Below are 23,994 nucleotides of genomic sequence, written 5' to 3'. Positions count from 1 at the left end.
GAGGGTCGTCGATGTCATCGGGCGTGACCACGCACGGGCCGAGCGAACAACAGCGGTCGTAGACCTTCGCCTGCGGCAGGTACAGCGGGTTTTCGCCCTCGATCGACCGACTGCTCACGTCGTTGCCGACGGTGTAGCCGACGATTTCGCCACGCCGCAGGACGATACCGAGTTCGGGTTCGGGGACGTCCCACTGGGAGTCGTCTCTGACGCCGATGGCGTCGCCCGGTTCGACGGTCCGAGAGGGGGTGGCTTTGAAGAAAATCTCCGGCCGGTCGGCATCGTACACGTCGTAGTACATGTCCGGCATGGAACTCTCTTCTTCGCGCGCCTGCTCGCTGATCTGGTAGGTGACGCCCGCCGCCCAGACTTCTTCGGCGTCAACTGGGACGGTCGTGTGCTGGTCGACGAACTCTTGGTCGACGACGTCGGCGTTTTCGGTGAGTTCAGCGGCGAGTCGGTCGATTGGGATTCGGGCGATAGCGGCCACCCGAGCCAAATCCCCGAACGTCCGGAGGTCCTGGTCGGCGGTTGTGAGGTCGTACGTCGTGGAGTCGCGAGTTGCCGTGAGACAGCGCTCTCCCGACACCTCAAGCTGGTGGTACTGCATTCAGTATCCCCATTACCATCTATTGTTATAAAAGTACGTCCCGACGTGGACACCAACTGGTGGCGGACGGCGCGGAATCGCGGGACGAGAGCGAGTTCGAGAGGAGGTCGCATCCGAGCGACGAGGAGCCGACCGCCGAACGGCGGCCGCGACGTGGCCGCCAAGGGCTCGGAACCGTCGTGCTGGCATCCGACAGGGTTGTTCTCATGGTCAGAACACGGGCGCAGAGAGACGGAACGTTCGACGTTCATGATTTCGGCCGTTTCGGACGTGTTCTCACGGTCTGCCGCCTCCCCGAAGAGACACGTCTGCCAGAGACAGGAGAGATAGTCCGTCTTTGCGTGCGTATCGTTGACATTCATCGTATCTTCGGCCCGGGGGCGGCCGAATCAACAAGTTCTCTATCACAGAACGATAGGTCGTCGATATCGACCGGGAATGTTCACAACGCAAGCGCTTGACGCTGGACGGTCGCGGCCCAGATTACACAGGTACGCTTGTAATGCAGAAGGGCGGAGGCCGGCGAAAGCGACCGGATTGGGCGAGCACCGAGGAGAGACATGATGCGAGACCGAGCGTGATTCCGCGCCGTAGACTGCATTCTCCATTACAGAACACCTATCGAGTCGCCCTTCGGAACCGGCGGTGACCGCGCGTCGAAGACAGTACGGATGTTCGAGAGAACCCTCTCGGCCGGCGACGGGATGACGACGTGCGGAAGAAGATACGGAGGGTCGCGTCAGAACGCGCTGTCGGCGAACCCGCCGTCGACGGTGACGATCTCACCGGTCACGAACGAAGACGCGTCGCTCGCGAGGTAGACCGCCGCGCCGACGATTTCCTCTCGCTCCGCGACTCGGCCGAGCGGCGTTCGCTCGTCGATTCGCGTGCGTTTTTCGGTCCCTTCGGCGTAGGTGTCGGCGTTCTGTGGCGTGATGACGAATCCCGGCGCGATGGCGTTGACGCGTATCTCGGGCGCGAGCTCCTTCGCCGACGCGCGGGTGAACGCCTCGACGCCGCCCTTCGCCGCCGAGTAGGCGGGGAGGTTCGCCATCGAGAGCCGCGCGGCCAGAGAGGAGATGTTGATAATCGACCCGCCGTCGGCGACCGCCGGGGCCATCGCCTGCGTGACGCGGCGGACGCCCCCGAGCGCGATGTCGGTGACGTGGTCCCAGGCGTCGTCGTCGATGCCGCGGACCGAGTCGCGCGAAATCGCGCCCTGCGAGGCGACGACCACGTCGATACCGCCGAACTCCTCGACGGCGCGCTCGCGGACGCGTTCGAGCGAGGCCCGGTCGGTCACGTCGCACGTCTCCCGAACCGCGTTCGCGCCCAACTCCTCGACGGCGTCGGCCGTCTCGTCGACCGCCGACTGGCGTCGACTGGTTGCGAGTACGTCCGCCCCCTCGCTGGCGAATCCGAGAGCGATTGCCTGTCCGATGCCGCTTGTCCCGCCGACGACGACAGCGCGCTTGTCACTGACGGAGACTGGCGTGTGCTCGTATGCGACCATGGTTCCAGTCCGCACGGTGCCGACATGATAGTTGCGGAACGCGCGATGGGAGTGCCGCATGCAATACGTTTTTACCGACCCGTGCCACATGTGCTCTCATGCGAGGACTTGCCAAAGTGGAGCGTAGCTCCGGCGCTATGGAGTTCGTCGAGCGACAGAAACCGGAACCGGACGCCGGAGAGGTGCTCGTAGAGGTCGACTACGCCGGCCTCTGCGGGAGTGACGCGGGCATCTACGAGTTCGAATCCGCCTTCGAACGGATGGAGCTCCCGACCGTCATCGGCCACGAGTACGCCGGGCGCGTGGTCGAAGTCGGCGACGGCGTGACTGAGTTCGGCGTCGGCGACCGCGTGGTCGAACGGCCGATTCGGGGCTGCGGCGAGTGCTATCAATGTCGCATCGGCGAGGAGAACGTCTGCCAGGACGCGGTCATCACGGGCGTCGACCACGACGGCGCTTACGAGCGGTTCATCGCCGTCCCGGAACGCGCCCTCCATCCGATTCCGGACGACGTGGAACAGCGACACGCCGCGGTCGCCGAACCCACGAGCATCGCCGCACGCGCCGTCATCGAGAACTCTCGCGTCGGCGCGGGCGACCGCGTGCTGGTCGAAGGACCCGGTCCGATCGGTCTGCTCACGGCCCAAGTCGCGGCCGCACAGGGCGGCACCGTCGTCGTCTCCGGCGTGGGACAGGACGCCGACTATCGGCTCCCGCTCGCGGAGGAACTCGGCTTCGAGACCGTCAACGTCGCCGACGACGACACCGAGGCGCGCCGCGAGCGACACACCGGCGGCGTCGGCTACGACGTGGTGTTCGACACGACCGGCCACCCCTCGGGGCTCACGACGGCCGTCGAAGAGGTCCGCAAGGGCGGCCAAATCGTCCTCGTCGGTCAGACCGGTGAGACCTCGATGCCCTACTCCCCGCTCGTCCGGGCCGAAATCGACCTGCAGTGCTCGTACGCGTCCATGTACGAGGACTTCGAGCGCTCCTTCCGGCTGATTCGCGACGGCGACGTGGACTGCGAGACGTTCGTCGACACCCGGTTTTCGCTGCTCGAAGCCGACGAGGCCTTCGAGACGTTCATCGAGGGCGGGACGTGCAAGCCGGTGTTCGATATCTCGGAGTTGGCGTAAGGGGGGTTCCGGTCGACCGCAACCCAGACCGAGAACTAATATAGTATATTAAACACAATATTAGATTCAGGTGAAGAAAGACACATCGGCCACAATCCCCTAACTGTGGCCATAATCAAATTTCTTGCCCAATCTAACTATTGAAAAATAAATATTCAGAATATAATATCCGCAATGGTTTGGATAAACAGTCGGATGTATAGATTATAACACACAAAATAAACCAAAATAGGCAAATAAATTCAATTTTTTGATAGCATTCCTAATATATCTCCCGCCACTATTGTTTTCCTCATACAATTTTAATGCGCCAGTCGAACCTTGAACCGGGACATGGGACTACCGGGAGGTCGCCAAAGGACGAAGCGAGGAGAGTCGAAGGGCGGCGTCAGTCGCTGGCCGAGTCGCCGCTGGCCGGCGGCGAGAACTCAGGGTCCCCGTATTGAGAGTCCGAGCGGTCGTCGGCGAGGTCGTCTGCGGCGGGGGTCTCCCCGTCCGGGAAGTAGCATGCGGCGCGGTGCTCGCCGCTTCGGACGGTATCGAGTCCGGGCTCGCTCTCCCGGCACTCGTCTTCCGCCTTCGGGCACCGCGGAGCGAAGACGCAGCCCGACGGGAGGTCGACCGGATTCGGTGGCTCGCCGTCGAGCAGAACGCGGTCGCGGTCGACCGTCGGGTCCTTCTCGGGAGCGGCCGCGAGGAGCGAGGTGGTGTACGGGTGTTTCGGCTCGGCCGCGATGGACTCGACGTCTCCCTCCTCGATGACCCGACCGAGGTACATAATCGCGAGACGGTCCGACACCTGCACCAGACTGGCGAGGTCGTGGGAGATGTAGACGATGCCGATGTCCTCGGTGTCCGCGAGTTCACGCAGGAGGTTCAGCAGGTTCACCTTCAGCGACACGTCGAGCATCGACGCCGGCTCGTCGCAGATGAGGAAGTCGGGGTCGAGAACGAGCGCCTTGGCCACCGCGACGCGCTGACGTTGGCCCCCCGATAGCTGGTGCGGGTACTGGTCGAGGAACTTCCGCGCGGGCGTGAGCCCGACTTTCTCCAACGTCTCGATGATGGCCCGTTCGCGCTCGTCGGTCCGGTAGTCGTGGATAGTGAGCGGTTCGCCGACCAACTGCCGAACCGTCTGTCTCGGGTTGAGCGAGTCGAAGGGGTCCTGGAATATTATCTGAACCTTCCGGCGGAACTCGCGCATGTTCCCGTCCGCGTAGTGCTCGTAGGGCTCGCCGTCGAAGACGAACTCGCCGCCGGTCGGCTGTTTCAGGAGCGCGATGGTCTCGCCGAGCGTCGACTTCCCACAGCCGGACTCGCCGGCGATGCCGAGGATTTCGGACCGCCGGACGCGCAGGGAAACGCCGTCGACGGCGCGGACGTAGTTCGGGTCGTTCCCCCTGAGTTGCTCCAAGAGCGGCTGGCTCTGCTCGTAGTACTTCTCGAGACCGTCGGTTTCGAGGAGCACCTCGCCGCGGTCCGATTCGTCGTGACTGTCGGGGATGCCCCACGTCTCCGGGTCGGTGGCGTCGCGCCGCATCTGGGCGGCTTTGGTGACGTGGTGGCACGCCGAGCGGTGGTTACGGTTCGGCAGGTCGACGAGGTCCGGATGGGACGCCTCGCATTCCTCGGTCGCGAACGGACACCGGTCCTTGAAGACGCACGCGCTGGGTTCCTCGCTCAGGTTCGGCGGTGACCCCGGAATCGAGACGGGGTCTTGGTCGCCCTCCTCTATCTCCGGGAAGGAGTTCTTCAGCCCCATCGTGTACGGGTTCGTGGGGTTCACGAGGACGTTGTCGACGCTTCCCTGTTCCATGGCTTTTCCGCCGTAGAGGATCGAAAGCTCGTCGCACGTCTCGGCGATGACGCCGATTTCGTGGGTGATGAGCAGCAACGAGCTGTCCATCCGGTCCTGTATCTCCAGAATCTTGTCGATAATCTTGTCCTGAACGATGACGTCGAGCCCCGTGGTCGGCTCGTCGGCGATGATGAGGTCCGGTTCGAGCGCGAGCGCCATCGCGATGGTCACGCGCTGGCGCATCCCCCCGGAGAACTCGTGGGGGTAGTCGTCGATTCGGTCGGGGTCGAGTCCGACGATTTCGAACAGCTCTCGGACCCGCGAACGCGCCTTGTCGTCGGTGACGTTCCGGTGGGTCTGAATCGCCTGCCGAATCTGCGCGCCGGTGGACATCACCGGGTCGAGCGAGTCCATCGCGCTCTGGGGGATGTAGGCGATGTCCTCCCAGAGCACGTCGCGACGCTCGCGCTCGCTGAGGCCGGTCAGGTCGCGGCCCTGGAATTCGATGCTGCCGGATTCGACGGAGCCGTTGCTGGGGAGGAGACCGAGAACCGCCTCGGCGAGCGTCGATTTCCCCGAGCCGGATTCGCCGGCGAGGCCGTAGTTGACGCCCTCGTCGATGCTGAACGACACGTCGTTGACGGCGTGGACGGTTCCGCTGTCGGTCGAGTACGTGACCGTGAGGTCTGTGATGTCGAGGAGGCTCATTGTTCGGTCTGAATCTCCGGGTTGATGACTTCTTCGTAGGCGCGGCCGATGAGGAACACCGAGGTGGTGATGGCTGCGATGCCGAGTGCGGGCGGGAGCACCCACCACCAAGCGACGCGCATGTTGCCCGATTCGAACACCTGTCGGAGCATCCGGCCCCAACTCGTGACGGTCGGGTCGCCGAATCCGAGGAACGCCAGGCTGGCCTGCGCGGCGATGGCCCACGCGATGCCGTAGGCCGTGTAGAGAAAGCCGATGGGGAGCACGTTCGGCGCGACGTGGTAGAGCATCGTCCGCAAGTCGCTCGCGCCGCTGGCGCGCGCCGACTTCACGAAAGTGCGCTCTCTGACGGAGAGGACCTCGGAGCGGACGACGCGGGCGGGCATCTTCCAGAGGAACGCGACGATGATACCCGTCATGAGCCAGACGCTCGGCGTCACGAACGTCAGGAGTAACAGCGCCATCGGCGTGAACGGCAGCGAGAACGTGAGGTCCGTGAGACGCATGAGAACCTCGTCGACCCAGCCGCCGTAGTACCCGCTGACGAGTCCCACGAGAAAGCCGAGCGCACCGGTCCCGATGCCGCCGAACAGGCCGACGATGAACGTCGGTTGCGCGCCGGCGAGGAACTGGCTCAGGACGTCTTTGCCGTAGGCGGTCGTCCCGAACGGAGCCGCGCCGGTCGGTTCGGACAGCCGCAGCATCGAGCCGGCGTCGTCGCGGACGGTGTGCTCGATGGGGTCGTGCGGGGCGAGCGCGGGGCCGAGGAGACCGAGGAAGACGAACGCCGCGACGATGAGGACGCCGGCGAACGCGAGGCGGTCGCGTCGCAGGAACGTGAACTGGTCGCGGAGCGTCTCCGCGACCCCCTCGACGCGCTTTTTCAGTTCGGCTTCGGGCTTCGTCTCGGTGCTCACGCGGCACCACCTCCGCTGGTCGAGACGGTCGGGTCGAAGTAGGCGTACAGCACGTCGGCGACGAGGTTCGCCACGATGACCGCGAGCGCCATGATGAAGACGGCGGCCTGCACCAGCGGGTAGTCCTGCTGTTGGATGGCGAGCACGAGTTCGCGGCCGATGCCGGGCCAGCCGAAGACGACTTCGAGCAGGATGAGTCCCTGGAAAATCATCCCGAGACGCAGCGCGAAGTAGGTCAGAATCGGCAGCATGGAGTTCCGACCCGCCCGCGCGAGCTGCTGCATCTCCGAGAGCCCCTTCGCGCGGTGGAGCTTGAGGAACTCAGAGCCCCGCTTTTCGACGACGCCGTTGCGTGCCAACAGCAGGAAGTCGCCGCTGTAGTACAGCACCGACACCGTAAACGGCAGGATGTAGTGGTGCAGGAAGTCGAGCGAGGCGAACGTCTCGACGTAGCCCTCCGGCGAGGCGCTGATAGAGCGCATCCCGAATGCGGGCACCAGTTCGAGGTTGTACGCGAAGATGATGACGAACAGGATGCCCGTGATGAACACCGGCGTCGACCGGAGGAACGTCGTGGCGATGATGCTGAGCTTCTCCAGTTTGCTCCCGCGGTTCCAGCCGACGTACATCCCGAGCAGGGAACTCAGGACCGCCGTCGTCACTAACGCGGGGACGAGCAGGATGAGCGTGTTGACGAGCCGCGGGGCCAGTACCCCCCAGACGGGCTGGCTCCGCAGGATGGAGTAGCCGAACTGGAACAGCAGGATGCTCTGGAGGTAGCTGAGGTACTGCCGCCACATCGGCTGGTCGAGGCCGTACATCGCTCGAATCTCGGTGATTTGCTGCTGGCTCAGGTTGCCCGCGGTGACGAGGGATTCGAACGGACTCCCCGGGAGCAACCGCAAGACGACGAAGATGACCGAGACGGCCACGAGGGTGAGCACGATGGAGATGGCGAGCCGCTTTGCGAGAAACCGCTGGAACTCGCTCACGGTCGGACCCCCCAACGCCACGAGTGAGTAGTGTTCGACATGCGTGTCACCTCACGAGAAGTCCGCCTGTCCGAGCTCGTCGCGGCGCTTGTGCATGTTCCCGGGCTGAATACGCTCGACGAAGGCGGCCCACGCGTCCCCGTTGGGGAACCGGAGGTTGCCGTCGTCGTCCCGCGTGTAGCCGGCCTGTTCGAGGAGCGATTTCGCCCCGTCGATGTCGAACTCGTAGTGGGTGGTATCCGACGTGTGCCACGGCGTGAGGTCCGAAATCGGGTTCTCCCCGCTCGGGACGGTCGCGCGGTCCTGCAGCACGTCGGCAGCGAAGCCCTCGGTATCTATCGACTTGGCGAGAGCGACGCGGAACTCCTTGTCGCGAACGAGCGGACAGGAGAACATCAGCTTCGTGTCGAGCGGCGCGAAGTTGCCCGAGGTCATCTTCTCGACGCCGGCGGTGCTCGCGGCGCGGTCGGCCTGCGAGTTCGAGAGCGTCGTGCCGATGGCGTCGATTTCGCCGCCCTGCAGCGAGCCGATCATGGAGTCGATGTTGCCGACGTTTATCCAGATGACGCGGTCGACGCCCTCGCCGGTCGTGGCCTGGTCGCCGAGCACGTCTGCCCGCCAGTCGTCGTCGAACATCCAGTGACCCTCGTTTTTCGACACCTCGAAGCGAGTACCCTGCTCCCAGTTCTCGTACGTGAACGGCCCCGTGCCGACGGGCGACTCGGGGTTGTGCTGAGACGGGTTCTCCACGTCCTCCCACTTGTGCTTGGGGATGATGACGCTGCGAACGACGCGCTGGGTCATGAACGCCGCGTCGGGGCCCTTCAGATTGAACCGAACCTCGTGGTCGCCGAGCACCTCGACCGACTCGACCGGCTCGTAGAACGGCGTCTGACTGGTCGAGGAGTGTTCCTTGTACAGTTCGACGGTGAACTTCACGTCCTCCGCGGTGAACGGCTCGCCGTCGTGCCACTCGACGCCCTCGCGAAGAGTGAGTTCGACGGTGGTGTCGTCGACGAACCCGCCGCCGGTCGCCAGCGCGGGGACGACTTCGAGGTCCGGCGTGGCGTCGAAGAGGCCGTCGTAGATGAACGTCAGCCGCTTCGCCTCCGCGCCGCCGGCGGCCCACGGGAGGTTCAGCGAGTTCATCGAGGTGGTCACGCCCTTGATGTAGGTCCGGTCGTCGGTCTGGGGTTGCAGGTTCACCTCCGACCAGACGAACGAGTCCTTCGTCGGGCCGTTACCCGGCGTCTGGACGTAGCCGCTCCAGCGCTCCGTGTTGACCGCGGTGATGATATCGGGGAACAGCGTAATGAGCGCGCCCACGTCCTCGCTGAAAATGCGCTGCGCCTCGGCGACGAGCTCCTCGCGCTCGGGTCGGTCGGTCGTCTGACTCTGTTCCGTCAGCACCTCCTGCAGGTCGGGGTGGTAGTAGTTGTCGTAGTTCGAGAGGCTCGTCTCGCTCCGCCGCATCAAAAGCGGGTTCGGGTCCAGCCCGCGTTGCGGGTCCGGACCGTGGGTACTCATCGAGATGATCGCTTCGAGCCCCTTCGTGTCCCAACTCTGGGCGTACAGTTGGTTCAGCGGTCGATCGTTGAGTTGCGTCTTGACGCCGAGGGCGTCGAGCCCACGCTGGACCATGAGCGCGTGTTCCCGCATCCACGGGTCGTCCTCGCTCGAAAATTCGAGCGGGACGGGGTCCAACACCGCACCCGCGGTCGCGCTGTAGTCGAGCGGCGGTTCGTCGGCGTCGATGGTCTCCCACTCGCGCCAGTACTTCGTCTCGACCGTCTCCGGGGTTCCAGAAGGAACGTCGGGAGTGAGGCTCGACCCGCCGTCAGTCCCGCCGTTCCCGCTCCCGCCGCCACCGGTACACCCGGCGAGTCCGGTCACGCCGAGGGCGGTCGCAGTCGCCGCCACGTAGTCGCGTCGCGTAAGGCCAGTTCCACGTTCGACACCCGAACTATCACGATTTTTCTCCGACATTGCGACAGCCTGTTATGGAGTATCTTCCATGGTGCTGTTCCCGATACGCCCCGATATCTATCGTTCTTTATATACTCGGTCGCCGAGATTCGGCAATATTCTCCAACAAGGGCTGAGCTACTCCTGTCGCGGACCGTAGATGAGTTCGAGCAGATTTCGCTCCGCGGTCCGGAGTCGTTCGCTCAGCGTGGACTGAGCGATACCCAGTTCCTCGGCGAGTTCGGTCTCAGAGGTCTCCCGCGGAATGTGGAAGTAGCCGTGGTTGAATGCCGTCTCCAGAACCGCGAGTTGGTCGTCGGTCAGCTTAGAGATTAACACCTCCTTTAATCGGCCGCTGTCGAGCGGTTCACCCGGGGCTTCGTCCTGCGTCACGGAGCGGAGTTCGAACTCCCCGAGCGTCTCCTGAATCTCGTCGGCGAGTTCCCTGAAGTGGTCCCAGTCCTGGGCGGTGGCGACGACCTCGAAGACGCCGTCTTGGAGGACGATGCGGTTCGGAATCGTCTCCTGTCTGAGAACCAGTCCGAGGATGAACGGGTACGACTCGTTGGCGAGAATCGTCACTCGACGTATCTGCACGTCGGTCGAGGCGGTCGGAATCTCCTCGTCGTAGAAGACGGTCACGCCCGAGATGTCGGCGAGGAGGGACTCCACGTCGAAGGGGGCGTTCGAGGCGATGGTGAGCGACTCGATCCACGTCCCGTCCTCGACGTAAAACGCGTTGTCCAACTCGATGCTCCGGGCGTCTCGCAGACGGCGGTCTATCTTCGACATGACGCCGGTCGGGGCCGTCGTAAACTCAACACGTAAGATGCGAACTCACCCGTACCGGGCAGATACCGCTCACCTACAAATAGCCCGGTGGTTGTCGCAACGGGGGGCGTCACCGAAACCTGGATTCGCGCGGACGGGTCGGTGCGCCGGTCGCCGACTCAGGCGACGAGCGGCCAATAAAAGAGCCACGAGAGGGTCACGACGACGAGCGACAGGCCCATCGTCACGAACCCGAACAGCGTCACGTCCCGATTCGTCAGCGGTCCGCGGTCTAGCGAGACGAGGACGGCAGTCGTGTTGAACGGGAGAATCGTCGTCGACCCCACCACGAGGAGGACCGCGAGTCCGAGATAGAGCCGCGTCACGCCGAACGTCTCCGCGAATCGCAGCACGATGGGGAGAATCACCACGATGGCGGCCGACCCGGTCGAAAACAGCACGCGAACGGTGACCGCGAACCCGAGGAGCAGTCCGACGAGTTGCCAGTGACTGAACGCCTCGAACGGGACGAACCGCGCGAGGAGGTCGACGACGAGCGCGATAGTTTGGGTCGCTTCCAGGGCGTCCAGAATCGACAGCGTCGCGCCGATGAGAAAGAGGACGCCCCAACTGAGTCCCTTGACGTCGTCGGCGTCGATAACGTCGACTCCCGGAAGCGCGAGGACGGAGACCGCGGCGACCGCCGGGAGAATCTCGGGAAGTCCGGCGAACGACCCAACGACCCACGCGAGGACGGTCCCGGCCATCACCGCCGCGACGAGTCCCTGTTCGCGGGTCAACTCGCCGTCGGCGGACGCATCCGCAATCCCCGACGTGCCGGGGTCGACAGTCGAGTCGGCGTCGACGGTGTTGAGGAGACCGGCAGCCGCGGCGGCCAGTACGTAGAGCGCCACCGTGGGTGGGACCATCAAGACAGCCCACTCGACCCACGAGAGCGGGCGGACGCTCGTCGCGAGGATGCCCGAGGTGACGAGCGCCATCCCGCCGCCGGTCATGAGCGCCATCGACGCGATGGGGTTGATGTGACCCAAGAGGAGGAACGTCGCGCGCTCGAACCCGCTTCCCGACGGGAGGTCGAACTCCTCGGTTACCTCCTCGACGATGGGGATGAACGCGACCGCGCGGGCCATCGCCGACGGCATGAACAGCGCCAGCACGAGGACGTTCCGCGCGATGGAACGAAACGCCCCGCGGGGGGTGCTGTCCGGGGACAGCAGTCGGTTCGCTAACTGGGTGTCCAACCCCACCGACCGGACCGCGTTGCCGAGGAGTAACAACACGAGGAGGAAGTAGACGAGCGAGGAGGTGAAGCCGCTCACCGCGGCCTCGAAGGAGTCCACGACGCCGAGAGCGTACAACAGGGAGACGCAGGCCAGACTCGAAATCGCGTACGGAACCGGCTTCGTCAACCAAAGCAGGAGCGCGACGACGAAAACCGAAAGCGCGTACTGCGACCGAACCGGAAGGACGGAGACGGGGTGGAGGCCGACGACCGCGAGGAGCAAGGCGGCGGCGACCGCGAGCGTCACCGTCTGCGACGAGAGTTCGGGGGCGCGCAGCCCTCGACCGGGCAACCAATCTATCACGAACGTACCTGCACACAACGGGTCCAAATAGCTACTGCCGGCGACAATTCGGGCCGCCAGTCGGGGGGAGAGCGCGAATCGAGTCGATACAACCCCCAGAATGAATAATTTGGATTATTTAGATAATTTGAGTTATCCAAAGAGTCGGAGTAACCATAATTATTTCAACTGCGCCGAGAATCTCGCTATCACGGATATCCCCATCATGTCACGTGCAGTCAGCGTCTGTCTCCTCAAAGGCGGTATCGGCAAGTCGACGACCTCCATCAACCTCGCCCGCGAGCTCGCACACCGGGGCAGCGACGTACTGCTCGTGGACCTCGACCCGAACGGACACACCACGACGGGGCTCGGATTCGGCGAGGAGTTCTACTCGGAAGCGCACCTCGGCGACGTGCTCCTCGACGACGCCGAGTTGGAGCCGCGGGAGCTCATCTTGGAGACCGGGTTCGAAATCGACCTCCTCCCGTCGAACGACCGCATCGAGCAGGTCGAGTCGGACCTCGGCGGCGTGATGATGGGGTCGGCGCGGCTCAAACAGCGCGTCATCGACCCGCTTCTCGGCGACGACTACGACTACGTCGTCGTGGACTGCCCCGCGGCGCGCGGGAAACTCAACGACAACGCGCTGTACGCCACGCAGAACCTCGTCTTGCCGATGCGCCCCGAGTCGGGTGCGCTCTCGGGGCTCGAAAAGACGGTCAAGCGGCTTATCACGCCCGCGCGGGAGCACTTCGACCTCGAAATCCTCGCGGTCGTCCCGACCGACCTGCGGGACCGAATCGACCACGACCGCCCGACGAGACGGCTCGTGGAGGCGCTCGTCTCGAAGCCGAACATCGCGTCGAAGCTCCCGAACTTCGCGTACACCGACCCGGAGGTGTTCGAGGCCATCGACGACGGCGAGTGGGACGACGACCTGCCGAAGCCCGGAATTCGGCACCGCTCGGCCATCGACGCGTCGATTCGAGAGCACATGCCGCTTCGGGACTACGACAGCACCTGCGACCAGTTGGCGTGCTACGACGAACTCGCGCAGATCGTCGAAGAAGGCGAGGTGGCCCGATGAGCGAAGACCCCTTCGGCGACCTCGACGCCGCGATGGGGAGCGGGGAGTCCGCGTCGGAACCCGAATCCGAACCGGAGCCCGAGGGTGCTGACGCCAACGACGCGGCCGAATCGGAAGTGGAGCCAGAATCGGAACCGCTCGACGAAATCGACCCCCGCGAGCGCCCCGCCTTCGAGTTCGACGAGACCGTCCACAAGGCGCTGTACGTGCTCGAAGCGGTCGCCGACGAGTTCGACGACATCATCACCTACGACGTGGAGCGCGAACTGACTCGCGACCACGGACTCAAGGGCGTCACGAAGAGCGAACTCCACAACGCCGCGCTCGCCGTGGCGACCGAACATCCCGAAGAAATCGTCGAACGCGTCCTCGAACAGCGCGGCGTCGACAACGACGAGAGTTCTGAATAATTCGGATAATCCGCCTTCGTCAAACCTCTTAGCGCCGGACAGAACACGTGCGGAACGACAGCGGGAGCGAAACGCCCGTGACAGCGCTAGAGTAGTGTGACGGCCACCCACGACTAAAGTCGTGGGCTTCCCACGAGCAAAGGCCCGCTGGTTTGGGAGATTTAAGGTTTGCACACCGACCGGGTGCAGGCACCGCCACGATACCGTTACTCCTATCGTCTCCCCGTAGGGCGGATTCGGAGGTACTTGGTTGTTTAACGTCGGTATCCAACCTATTTCGAAGGGGATACCTTCGACTGTCGGTTGGGGAATCCGATACTGTCCAATTGTCCCGGTATGGGCGCGGACGTGCCGCGTCGGATAGCACCCAATACAACAGCGAACACGTTAACAGTATCGTGCGCCGATTCAGCCCACGACTTCAGTCGTGGGCTTTCTCGGCTAATCTCGGTAACGCGAGAGGAACCGGCGCTCACCGAATTATCTTGTCGCGGCCGGGGTCGAAGAGCGGCCCTGACCGGACCGTCGCGGAGTAGGCGTCACCTTCGTACCGGATTTCGACTTCCTGTCCCGCGCTGGCGTACTGTTCGGGGAGGTAGGCGTACGCGATGCCGGCGTCGATAGTGTAGCCGTAATCCGCCCGACAGCAGTAACCGACGACGTCGCCGTCGGCGAACACCGGGTGGCCCGCGTCGACGACGGCCTCCTCCTCGTCGAGCGTTATCGGGACGATGCGGTCGCTCGGGCTGTCGTCGTTTTTGTCTTCCACGAGCGCCGTCTTCCCGACGAAGTCCGTGTCGAGGTCGACCGCGAAGCCGATGCCGGCCTCGTACGGGTTGTGTTCGGGCGTGAGGTCCGTCCCCCAGAGACGGTACCCCTTCTCCATACTCGTCGAGTCGAGCGCGGCCCAGCCGACGGGAGCGATGTCGTACTCCTCGCCGGCCTCCCGAATCGCGTCCCAGAGCTGGCACCCGTACTCGGTCGGGGCGTAAATCTCCCAACCGAGTTCGCCGGCGTACGAGAGTCGAAGCATCGTCACGGGGATGCTCCCGAGATAGGTCTCCTGTGCGGAGTAGAACGGGAATTCGTCGTTCGAGAGGTCGGCCTCGACGAGGTCCGAAAGCACCTTCCGGGAGTCGGGCCCGAAGACGCCGATACCGGTCCGACTGGAGACGTGCGCGGTCACGTCGACGGAGCCGTCGTCGGGCGCGTGTTCTTTGACCCACCGCGAGTGGAGCGTCGCCGAGCTTCCGCCCCCGGTGAACAGCACGAACCGGTCGTCGTCGAGACGGGCGACCGTCAGGTCGGCGAGCACGCCGCCGTCTTCGTTGAGCATCGCCGAGTAGCGCATCCGGCCCGGGGTGACGTCCACATCGTTCGTCAGGAGCCCCTGCAGGAACTCCAGCGCACCCGGTCCCGTCACTTCGATGGGCGTGAAGGTCGTCATATCGACCATGCCGACCTTCTCGCGGAGGTGCTGGTGTTCCGCGCCGTGGACCTTCGACCAGTTCTGCGAGAGCCAGTCGGGGCGGTCCGGAACGTCGTACGTTTCGAGGAGCGTCTCGTTGGACTCGTACCACTGCGGGACCTCCCAGCCGTCGCTGTCGTAGAACTCCGCGCCGAGGTCGGCCTGCCGGTCGTAAAACGGGCTCCGGCGGAGGGCACGCTGTCCGTCCGGCTGTTCGCGCGGGTGGATGAGCTGGTACACCTCCCGGTACTGTTGTGCCCCGCGGCCGTAGGTGTACTCTCGGCTGCCCGTGTGAGACTGGAACCGGGAGACGTGCGCTCCGGAAGCGTTGACTCGGGAGCCGTCGAGCCGCGGCGTCCCGTCCTCCATCCAGCTGGCGACGATGTCGCCCGCGCCGCCGGACTGCGTGACCCAGACGGCGAGCGCCCACCAGAGTCCCTCCGTGTCCTCGTCCGGCCCGAGGATGGGCATGCCGTCGGGGGTGAACGAGAACATCCCGTTGATGGCGGAGGTCCACTCGCAGTCCGCGAAGCCGGGGACGAGTTCGCTGGCGGCGTCGAACGCCGACCGGTCGTGGTCCGGGTGGGTGTTCTCGTAGAAGTGCTCCTCGGTAAACTCGCGGAGAGACGGGTATTCGAGTCCGAGGTCGTCGAGCTTGTCGGGACCGTAGATGTCCGACGGGTCGACGAGGAGCGACTCGTGGTTGTACGAGCCGATACCGTAGCGCTCGCCGTGCTGTCGGTAGTACAGCGAGTGGTCTTGGTGCCGAAGCAGCGGCTGTTCGATTTCGCGCGACGCGCCATCGAGTTCGTCCAGTTCGTCGGAGACGAGATACTGGTGTGCGCAGGGCACGAGCGGGATGTCCGTGCCGACCATCTCGCCGAACAACGGCCCCCAGATGTTCGTGGCGACGAGCACCTCGTCGGCCTCGATTCGGCCGTGTTCGGTATCGACCGCATCGATACTGCCGCCGGAGATGTCGATGTCCGTGACCTCGGTGTGGCCGTAGAACTCGACGCCTGCCTCACGTGCCTGCTCCGCCATCGACTCGGCGGCACTAACGGCGTCGGCCTTTCCGTCCGACGGGACGTAGTACCCGCCGTAGATGACGTCGGAGTTTATCTGCGGGACGCGCGCTTCGACCTCCTCGGGCGTGAGAAGTTCGCCCTCGTCGATGCCGTACGACTGCCCCCACTCGCGCTTGCGTTTGAGGAAGTCCCAGCGCGCCTCGGTGTAGGCGACTTCGATGCCACCGCACGTCCGGAAGTCGCCGAACCCGTCGTAGAGGTCGCGCGTGTACGACGCCATCTCTGTCATCAGCTTGTTCCCGGCCGTCTGGAACACGAGTCCGGGCGCGTGAGACGTCGAGCCCCCGGTCTCGAACAGCGGTCCCCGGTCGAGGACGACGACGTCGTCGCGACCCGACTCGGCGAGGTGATACGCCGCGCTACAGCCGACACAGCCGGCCCCGACGACGACCGTTCCGGCGCGTTCGGGAAACGTAGACCATGTGCTCATATACCAAACAGTAGTGACCGCGGCCTTCGGATGTCTCTCCGGGTCCACTATCTGAGGTGTATAAGTTCCGGGGGTGACGAGAACCGGGTCTGGCCACGGACGAGCGTCACTCGCCAACGAGTATTTCTCGCCGACGAGCGTCACTCGCCGACGAGGTACTTCTCTCTGAGGTAGATAACGAGGCTGGCGCTCAGGAACGCGAGACCCGCGCCCTGTAGCTCACCGACAGTCATCGCGAACAGCGCGACGACGAAAAGGAAGACCGCGAACGCCGCCGAAGCGACAGCGAGCGCGTTCATCGATAGCGTAGAGTCATCGATTCGATGCTTCCGTTCAGTCGTCCGTCGTCCCGGATTTCTCTCGGATGTCGGTCACGACCGACGTCCGAGACCGACCGACGTCGATGTCGATATCTTCGTCACCCAGGTTCTCTATCCGCTCGGCGAACTCCTCGGACTGCAGGAGTTCGTACTCCTTGTCGAGGCCGAGATAGACCGTGTAGCACGTGACGACGAGGACGATAGCGAACGGGAATCCCGTCGCGATAGCCGCCGTCTGGAGTGCGTCGAGCCCGCCGCCGTAGAGGAGAAGCGACGCGACGACGCCCTCCGTGACCGCCCAGAAGATACGCTGCGTCCGCGGAACATTGTGTTTGCCGCCCGACGTGAGATGGTCGACGACGAGCGACCCCGAGTCTGAAGAGGTCACGAAGAACGTCACTACGAGCGTCACCGCGAGCAGTCCCGAGACGGCGCTGAATGGGAACTGTTCGAGGAGCGCGAACATCGCGACCGTCTGTCCGGCCTCGCCGTAGGTCGCGAGGACGACGCCGTTGCCCTGAAGCGAGTTGAACAGGGCGCTCCCGCCGAACGCCGAGAGCCAAACGGTCGAGAACAGTGACGGCAGGACGAACACGCCGAAGACGAACTCGCGGACCGTCCGTCCCTTCGAGATGCGCGCGACGAACATGCCGACGAACGGCGACCACGCAATCCACCACGCCCAGTAGAACACCGTCCAACCGTTGACGGTGGACGCACCGCCGCCGAGCGTGCCGGTGAAGAACGCCAACGAGAGAAAGTCGCTGAAGTAGTTTCCGAGCCCCTGCACCCACGCGCCGAAGATACTCATCGTCGCGCCGGCGACGAGCACGAACGACAACAAGACGAACATCAGAAAGACGTTCAGCGTGCTCAGACGCCGGATGCCGTCTTCGAGGCCGGCCGCGACGGATGCGGTGGCGATGAGAGTAATCACGGCGATGAGCCCAATCTGCATCCCGGTGTTGTTCGGAACGCTCAGGATGCCGAGCATGCTCTCGCCGAGGATGTACGATAGACCCGTGTTTATCTGTGCGACGCCGAGTCCGAGCGACGTGGCGAGGCCGAACAGCGTCGCGAACACCGACACGAGGTCGATGAGATGGCCCGGCCAGCCGTAGATTCGCTCACCGAGGAGCGGCCAGAAAATCGACCGGAAGGTGAGCGGAAGCCCCCGATTGAACGAGAAGAACGCGAGCCCCAGTCCGACGAGGCCGTAGATGGCCCACGGGTGGAACCCCCAATGGAAGAACGTCTGGGTCATCGCGGCGATGCCCGCGCCACCGGACCCGGCTTCGGCGTCGAAGAAGCCGGGGACGTTGGTGAAGTAGTACAGTGGCTCCGCGACGCTGTAGAACATGAGTCCGATACCCATGCCCGCGCTGAACAGCATCGCCATCCACGAGAAGTCGCTGAACTCCTTTTCGGCCTCGACGCCGCCGAGGGTTATCTCGCCGTACTTACTCAGCGCGAAGTACGCCAAGACGACGATAAAGAGATTGACCGACAGGAGGAAGAACCACCCGAAGTTACCCTCGAAAAAACCCCTGACGCCCGAGTAGACGCTCGCCGCCTGCTCGCCGAGGACGAGCGTCACGGCGACGAAGGCGCCGATTATCAAGAGCGCGGCCGGGAAGACGACGGGGTGGATGTCGAGCCCCCAGCGTTGGATGTTCCCATCGCCGGGTTCGCGCTCGGTCTCCGGGTAGAACAGGTCCGCCTGTAGTTCGCTCGTAGACCGGTCGGCCGAGTCGTTGCTATTCGGCATTCGATACACCCTCCGTTAGGAATCGCCTCTGGAATTCGTGTACGCTCATATCGTTGTCCCGCTGTGGGGCCACCCGCGGTCACCGTCGAGGTCGGCGCCTGCTCCGACGCGTCCACTCGAGCTATGACACGAGCCCACACCCCTCACGATTCAACCAACCCATCGGTATTACACATCTTAACCGATAGTCTTCGATAATAGTGGCATTTATACGCAAATAGAGGAACGTTGCGAAAGTTATATCCTCAAATCGGTTGACGGGGTGAAACCGAAAGCCGCGGTCGTCACTCGAACCTGTCGAGCGAGAACATGTCGAGCGGCAGGTCGCTTTCGCCGTCGACGGCGAGGTCGGCGAGGATTTCGCCGATGACGCTGGCGAACTTGAAGCCGTGTCCCGAAAAGCCGGCCCCGACGGCGACCTGCGGGTGGTCGGGGAGCGTGTCGAGGATGAAGTGTTCGTCCGGCGAGTTCGTGAACATGCACGTCGCGAGCGACATCGTCGGCCCCGCGGCCTCCGGGAAGTACTTCTCCGTGACGTCCCGGAGTATCGCCTCGTCGGCGCGGTTCGGCTCGCGGTCGAAGTCGTCGGGGTCGACTTCCTCGTCGCGGTGGTGGTACTTGCCGAGTTTGAAGCCCGGCACGTCGTGGACCGGGAACCCGTAGAACCGACCCTCGGGGACGCTGAGGTTCCAGACGGGGAACTCCTCGGGCGCGAACGTCGACGGCGACTCCGGTTGGAACCACGCGAGCGCCTGTCGCTCGGGGACCGCAAGCCCGTCCAGGGCATCGGCGAGTTTGTAGTTCCACGCGCCCGCGGCGAGCACGAGCGCGTCCGCGACGTACACGCCTCGGTCGGTGCGGACGCGCACGCCACCGTCGTTCGTCTCCGCCCAGTCTTCGACTCGCTCGCGGGCGCGAATCTCGGCACCCCGCGCCTGCGCCGCCTCGGTGTGCGCGATAATCGCCTGCTCGGGGACGATGAACCCGCCGTCCTCTTGATAGACCGCCCGGTACTCCTCGGGGAGTTCGTAGCCGGGGAACCGCTCGTTGACTTCCGCACCGGTCAGCACCTCGTGCGGGATGTCGTGTTCCTCACAGGAACGCTTCGAGCCGGCGAACACGTCGTTGTCGACCGGCCCGGCGTCGATAGAGCCGGTTCGGTGGATGACCTCGCGCCCGGTCTCGTCGGCCAGGTCGTCCCAGAGGTCGTACGCCCGTTCGATGAGCGGGACGTACGAGGGGTGTTCGTAGTACGCGCGCCGGATGATGCGCGTGATACCGTGAGACGACCCCTGCGAGTGGGGAATGTCGTATCGTTCGAGACCGACGACGTCGAGGCCGCGGTCGGCGAGGTGGTACGCGGTCGCGCTTCCCATCCCGCCGACCCCGACCACGGCGACGTCGTATCGGTCGTCGCGGACACTCATTGTGTCCGTCGGTTCGGAACGTCCCCCCTTCACTCTTGACCTGTATCACGGAGCCCCTTTTTCCGTCGTCCGACTCAAAACCCGTCGAGAGCGTCGCTGACGGCCGAACCGTCGCGCCACCGCGATTATCCACCGCCACTTATACGGGTCCACTATTCCCGACGAACCCTTTTCCAAAGATGTGTGTTTCTTCCTCCCATGACACGGTGGAACAACAATCGTGACGAAATCGGTGCGGTTAGTGCCGACATCACTGCGGAAACGAACGCGTTGCCGGCGAAGTACTTCACGGACCCCGAGGTCCACGAGATGGAAAAGGAGAAAGTGTTCGGTCAGTACTGGGTCTACGCGGGTCACGCGACCCACATCCCGGACGCCGGCGACTACTTCACGCGAACCATCGGCGGCAAGCAGATAATCGTCACCCGCGATGACGACGGCGACGTACGGGCGTTCTACAACGTCTGTGCCCACCGCGGGTCGAAGATGCTCGACGACACGCCGATGACCGACCCCGGAAGCCTCAGTCGAATCACCTGCCCGTACCACCTCTGGGCGTACGAACTCGATGGGTCGCTCCAGAGCACTCCGAAGAGCTTCGAGGAGGCGAGTCTGAACCCCGACCTCGACGACGACGCCGTCAGCGAACTCGACCCCGAAGAGAACGGCCTCATGGAGGTCAATACGGACGCTATCGGGCCGCTCGTGTTCGTCAACTTCGAGGACGAACCGAGCCTCTCGCTGGCCGAACAGGCCGGGTCGATGAAGACCGAACTCGAAGACCTGCCGCTCGGCGAGTACGAACACGCCCGCCGCTACGTCTCCGAAGTCGAGTGCAACTGGAAGACGTTCAGCGGGAACTACTCGGAGTGCGACCACTGTCAGGCGAACCACCAAGACTGGGTCCGGGGACTCGAACTCATGGACTCCGAACTCGAAGTCAACGACTACCACTGGGTGCTCCACTACAAGCACAAAGAGGACGTCGACGACGAGATGCGCATCCATCCCGAGCACGAGGCCAAGTTCTACTACTTCTGGCCGAACTTCACGGTCAACATGTACGGCACCGCCGACGGCTACGGTACGTACATCATCGACCCCATCGACGAGGGGCGCTTCCAACTCATCGCGGACTACTACTTCCGCGACGCCGACCTCTCGGAAGAAGAAGAGAAGTTCGTCCAGACGAGCCGACAGCTCCAAGAGGAGGACTTCGAACTCGTCGAACGGCAGTACGAGGGGCTCAAGTCCGGCGCGCTCGGGCAGGCACAGCTCGGTCCGAACGAACACACCGTCCACAAACTCCATCGACTCGCACAGGACGCTTACAATGCCTGACGACGAGGATGCCAAACTAGCCGAAAAACCACGCGCCGGCGTCGTCACCTGCCCGGCGTGCGACCTCCACGTCTCCGTCGCGGAGCCGAACGACGCCGTCGAACTGTACCGACGACACGCGAACGTCACCGGCCACGACGTCGAGTGGGAGCGCGTCGCGTTCGACGCCGAGGCCGAGAGCGACGACGCGAAGGAGGCGCTCATCGAACTCGGCGAGGACCACCCCGACGGCGTCGCGCTCGGGCGACTCGCCGCGGCGCTCGCAGACAACGGCGTCGCCATCGGCGAAACGCTCGACGCCGTCCGCGACCTGCGGATGAGCGGCGAAATCTACGAACCGCAGGACGACTACGTCCTCGCCGTCTGACTCCCACACCTTTTTTGCGGGGCTCACCCGGTCACTCGTCGAGAAGAATCGACTCGACCAGCTCCGCGGTCCCCCGTCTGATGCGCCCGCTGACGGCCGTCGGCGAGATGTCGAGTACCTCCGAGAGGTCGTCTAACGCCGCCTCTCGCGGCTCCTCGAAATACCCGTGTTCGTAGGCGGCGACCAGCGCGTCGCGCTGTGCGTCGGTGAGTTTGCTCGGCTCGCCGTTCATCCAGCCGTCCTGTCGGAACATCCGGTTCAGCTCGAAGGTGATGTCCTTCGCCTCGCAGTACTCCCACAGCTCCGAGAGCGCCTCGCGGTCCGATAGCTGGAGACGGACCCGCCAGCCCGCCGTGTCGTTGCTGCACGCGTCGAGCATGAGCCCGCCGAGCTCCGTGACGATAGGCGAGAGGAGAATCGCGTCCGTCGTGTGTCCGATGCGATACACCGCGGCGTCGTCTCGCTCGGAGACGAGTCGCCAGTCGCTGACTGTGTGGTCGACTTCTAACGCCGCTTCGAACGCCGAGCACTCCGCGCCCTTCACGACGAAGAAGAACAGGCCGGTCTCGGGGTCCGTCGCGGACTGCGAGACGACGTCTATCTCGCTCGCGGCTTCCGACCGAATCGTCGGCGTCAGCGCGAGGTCGTCGTGCGCGATGTCGGCAACAGTTATCAAACTCATCGTGTCTTTACCTCGTAGTCCAAGGGGTTCGAGACCGAGCAAACCAGAGCGTCGGATCGGTTGAAGTACGCGAAGTCGTTTCGACGTTCGCGGTGAAAACGTTTCTCGTGAGCACGATATAGTAGTTTGAACAGCAGATTCTTGTTAATAGTTTTCGCCGCATATTCTGTGGGACTATATAAATCCACTCAGTATTCCACACCGCTTTTCAGGGAGTCCCGGCGCGTCCGTGGTGACCGAGACGGACAATGAGTGTGGGCACATCGCTTCGGCGACTGGGCGAATTCCTCGAAGAATGCGAGCGGACGGACGCCGCGAGCGTCCAAGAGTCGTCCGTGGCGGTCACGGAGACGGGCGCGTCGGCGGACGTCGAGTTCGCGCTCTCGTCGAGCGCCGGCGGCGGCTCCGGCGTCGGAGTCCGAGGGACCTCTCTCGACTCCGACGGGACGATTGGGCTCACGCTCGAAGTCGACGACGTGTTGCCGAGCGGTCGCGAACACGTCGCCGTCGATGCCGCGGACGTCTCGCTCGACGGGGAGCCGTCGGTCGTCGTCACGGTTGCGGCCGATTCGACGCCGACGGCTCCGAAGGAGACGGGCGACGCCGATACCGAGTCACCCGAGACCGTCCGGAACCCGAACGTGCCGGCGTTCGAAGACACGCCGTACCTCGAAGCCGTGTACGCGCGGTACGAGACGTTCGAGCGGATGGCCGACGCCTTCGAGATGGACGTGACCGACGAGACGGTCCGCAGGTACATGATAGACCAAGGCGTCCACGAGCCGTCGTCGTATGAAACGTCGCTCGCCGGCGAGCCGGCGGCTATCGAGCGAGCGCCGACGCCGGCCAACGACGCCGGCGAATCGCCCGAGGCGCTCGCCGACGGCATCGGCCTCCCCGAGTCCGTCACAATCGACCAACTCGCCGACGCCGCCAACGACGCCAAGACCGTCTACGAGTTCGGGAAGGTGCTTGGCCTCGAACGTATGGACGCGCTCGAACTGCTCCAAGACCTCGACTTGCTCGAATTCGTGATGGGCCGTCTCACCACCGACGACGACCCCGATGTGAGTCGAGAGGACGTCGTGGCGCGCATCAGAGCGTCGGCCGGAGAGAAGTAGCGGCGTTACTCGACCGCGGCGATGGCCTCGATTTCTACGGCCGCACCCTTCGGCACGTCGCCGACGCCGACCGCGCTCCGTGCGGGCGGTTCCACGTCGAAAAAGGCGCTGTACGCCTCGTCGAACGCGTCGAAGTCGTCGATGTCGTCGAGGAACACAGTCGTCTTGAGCACGTCTTCCGGCGTCAGCCCCTCGGCGGCGAGGATGGCCTCCACGTTCCGAAGGCACTGACGCGTCTGTTCTTCGACCGATTCGTCGTCGAGCAGTTCCCCGTCCGGGGTGAGCGGGAGTTGCCCGGCCGTGACGAGGATAGAGCCGTTCGTCGTCGCTTGACTGTACGCGCCGACCGCGGCGGGCGCTTCGTCGGTATCGATGATTCGCTTCACGGGGAGAGTGTCGGCGTTCCCGTCCTTCAAGCTGTGTCCCGACGGAACTCGCACGAGGTGTCAAAATAATAATAGTTTGTGCTGAGACCGCGAGAGC

The 23,994-nt window shown here is 64.1% G+C and carries 21 protein-coding genes; 7 read left to right on the top strand and 14 right to left on the bottom strand.

The annotated features are described in order from the left end of the window. On the bottom strand, positions 1–610 hold a 610-nt coding region (locus tag C5B91_RS18000; protein ID WP_115820076.1), incomplete at its 3' end, for a fumarylacetoacetate hydrolase family protein. A 59-nt stretch (positions 611–669) separates the two neighbouring features. On the opposite strand from C5B91_RS18000, the gene C5B91_RS21955 reads away from it, so the two are divergent. After that, positions 670–1,071: a hypothetical protein gene (locus C5B91_RS21955; protein ID WP_147298793.1), complete on the top strand. Its 402-nt coding sequence runs from the start codon at positions 670–672 to the stop codon at positions 1,069–1,071. A 278-nt stretch (positions 1,072–1,349) separates the two neighbouring features. Here C5B91_RS21955 and C5B91_RS17995 read toward each other — a convergent pair whose 3' ends face one another. Further along, entirely contained in the window at positions 1,350–2,123 is a 774-nt protein-coding gene (locus C5B91_RS17995) for an SDR family NAD(P)-dependent oxidoreductase (protein WP_115820077.1), read from the bottom strand. Between the two features lie 98 nt (positions 2,124–2,221). Here C5B91_RS17995 and C5B91_RS17990 point away from each other — a divergent pair, with 98 nt between their 5' ends. Beyond that, positions 2,222–3,262 carry a zinc-binding dehydrogenase gene (locus C5B91_RS17990; RefSeq protein ID WP_008097059.1) on the top strand — a complete coding sequence of 347 codons (1,041 nt, stop codon included), beginning with the start codon at positions 2,222–2,224 and terminating at the stop codon, positions 3,260–3,262. Between the two features lie 388 nt (positions 3,263–3,650). On the opposite strand, the gene C5B91_RS17985 is transcribed toward C5B91_RS17990, so the two are convergent. The 6 genes from C5B91_RS17985 to C5B91_RS17960 form a co-directional block, all read right to left on the bottom strand. Further along, the gene (locus tag C5B91_RS17985) at positions 3,651–5,768 is read right to left on the bottom strand and encodes an ABC transporter ATP-binding protein (RefSeq protein ID WP_008097060.1); all 2,118 of its coding nucleotides are present in this window, start codon (positions 5,766–5,768) and stop codon (positions 3,651–3,653) included. Next, on the bottom strand, positions 5,765–6,685 hold the full coding sequence (locus tag C5B91_RS17980; protein ID WP_004041131.1) for an ABC transporter permease: 921 nt from the start codon (positions 6,683–6,685) through the stop codon (positions 5,765–5,767). Before C5B91_RS17980 ends, C5B91_RS17985 begins: the two co-directional genes overlap by 4 nt. Then, on the bottom strand, positions 6,682–7,677 hold the full coding sequence (locus tag C5B91_RS17975; RefSeq protein WP_049913740.1) for an ABC transporter permease: 996 nt from the start codon (positions 7,675–7,677) through the stop codon (positions 6,682–6,684). Before C5B91_RS17975 ends, C5B91_RS17980 begins: the two co-directional genes overlap by 4 nt. Before the next feature lie 51 nt (positions 7,678–7,728). Continuing rightward, complete coding sequence (locus C5B91_RS17970) at positions 7,729–9,597, bottom strand: ABC transporter substrate-binding protein (protein ID WP_008097063.1); 1,869 nt, start codon at positions 9,595–9,597, stop codon at positions 7,729–7,731. Between the two features lie 183 nt (positions 9,598–9,780). Then, entirely contained in the window at positions 9,781–10,434 is a 654-nt protein-coding gene (locus tag C5B91_RS17965; protein WP_004041134.1) for a helix-turn-helix domain-containing protein, read from the bottom strand. Between the two features lie 158 nt (positions 10,435–10,592). After that, a complete protein-coding gene (locus C5B91_RS17960; protein WP_008097067.1) occupies positions 10,593–11,963 on the bottom strand; it encodes an SLC13 family permease in 1,371 nt (456 codons plus the stop codon). A gap of 262 nt (positions 11,964–12,225) precedes the next feature. Between C5B91_RS17960 and C5B91_RS17955 the strand changes: the two genes are divergently transcribed. Together C5B91_RS17955 and C5B91_RS17950 are read left to right on the top strand one after the other, a co-directional pair. After that, entirely contained in the window at positions 12,226–13,089 is an 864-nt protein-coding gene (locus C5B91_RS17955; protein WP_004972235.1) for a ParA family protein, read from the top strand. After that, positions 13,086–13,499 carry a hypothetical protein gene (locus tag C5B91_RS17950; protein ID WP_008097069.1) on the top strand — a complete coding sequence of 138 codons (414 nt, stop codon included), beginning with the start codon at positions 13,086–13,088 and terminating at the stop codon, positions 13,497–13,499. Before C5B91_RS17955 ends, C5B91_RS17950 begins: the two co-directional genes overlap by 4 nt. A 472-nt stretch (positions 13,500–13,971) precedes the next feature. On the opposite strand, the gene C5B91_RS17945 is transcribed toward C5B91_RS17950, so the two are convergent. The 4 genes from C5B91_RS17945 to solA form a co-directional block, all read right to left on the bottom strand. After that, positions 13,972–16,485, bottom strand: a complete 2,514-nt coding sequence (locus tag C5B91_RS17945) for an FAD-dependent oxidoreductase (protein ID WP_115820078.1) — start codon at positions 16,483–16,485, stop codon at positions 13,972–13,974. Positions 16,486–16,625: 140 nt separating this feature from the next. Then, positions 16,626–16,784: a hypothetical protein gene (locus C5B91_RS22520; protein ID WP_008097074.1), complete on the bottom strand. Its 159-nt coding sequence runs from the start codon at positions 16,782–16,784 to the stop codon at positions 16,626–16,628. Positions 16,785–16,818: 34 nt separating this feature from the next. Then, positions 16,819–18,573, bottom strand: a complete 1,755-nt coding sequence (locus C5B91_RS17940; RefSeq protein ID WP_115820079.1) for a BCCT family transporter — start codon at positions 18,571–18,573, stop codon at positions 16,819–16,821. 284 nt (positions 18,574–18,857) lie between these two features. Next, complete coding sequence (solA, locus tag C5B91_RS17935; protein ID WP_008097077.1) at positions 18,858–20,000, bottom strand: N-methyl-L-tryptophan oxidase; 1,143 nt, start codon at positions 19,998–20,000, stop codon at positions 18,858–18,860. Between the two features lie 198 nt (positions 20,001–20,198). Here solA and C5B91_RS17930 point away from each other — a divergent pair, with 198 nt between their 5' ends. Both C5B91_RS17930 and C5B91_RS17925 read left to right on the top strand, forming a co-directional pair. Further along, positions 20,199–21,341 (top strand): aromatic ring-hydroxylating dioxygenase subunit alpha, encoded by a 1,143-nt coding sequence (locus C5B91_RS17930; RefSeq protein ID WP_008097078.1) that lies wholly within the window; start codon positions 20,199–20,201, stop codon positions 21,339–21,341. After that, positions 21,334–21,708, top strand: a complete 375-nt coding sequence (locus C5B91_RS17925; protein ID WP_008097080.1) for a hypothetical protein — start codon at positions 21,334–21,336, stop codon at positions 21,706–21,708. The genes C5B91_RS17930 and C5B91_RS17925 overlap by 8 nt, the downstream gene beginning before the upstream one ends. 31 nt (positions 21,709–21,739) lie before the next feature. Here the strand turns inward: C5B91_RS17925 and C5B91_RS17920 are convergent, their stop codons facing one another. Further along, positions 21,740–22,390, bottom strand: a complete 651-nt coding sequence (locus C5B91_RS17920; protein WP_008097082.1) for a helix-turn-helix domain-containing protein — start codon at positions 22,388–22,390, stop codon at positions 21,740–21,742. 248 nt (positions 22,391–22,638) lie between these two features. Here C5B91_RS17920 and C5B91_RS17915 point away from each other — a divergent pair, with 248 nt between their 5' ends. Next, the gene (locus C5B91_RS17915) at positions 22,639–23,511 is read left to right on the top strand and encodes a hypothetical protein (RefSeq protein ID WP_049913725.1); all 873 of its coding nucleotides are present in this window, start codon (positions 22,639–22,641) and stop codon (positions 23,509–23,511) included. Between the two features lie 5 nt (positions 23,512–23,516). On the opposite strand, the gene C5B91_RS17910 is transcribed toward C5B91_RS17915, so the two are convergent. After that, positions 23,517–23,897, bottom strand: coding sequence for a Rid family detoxifying hydrolase (locus tag C5B91_RS17910; RefSeq protein ID WP_004972257.1), 381 nt, complete (start codon positions 23,895–23,897; stop codon positions 23,517–23,519). Between the last annotated feature and the right edge of the window lie 97 nt (positions 23,898–23,994).

It is taken from the genome of Haloferax sp. Atlit-10N (assembly GCF_003586325.1).
Taxonomy (GTDB): Archaea; Halobacteriota; Halobacteria; order Halobacteriales; family Haloferacaceae; genus Haloferax; species Haloferax prahovense.
The sequence above is the reverse complement of the archived record's forward strand: the minus strand, read 5'-3'. Positions and strand labels throughout refer to the sequence as shown.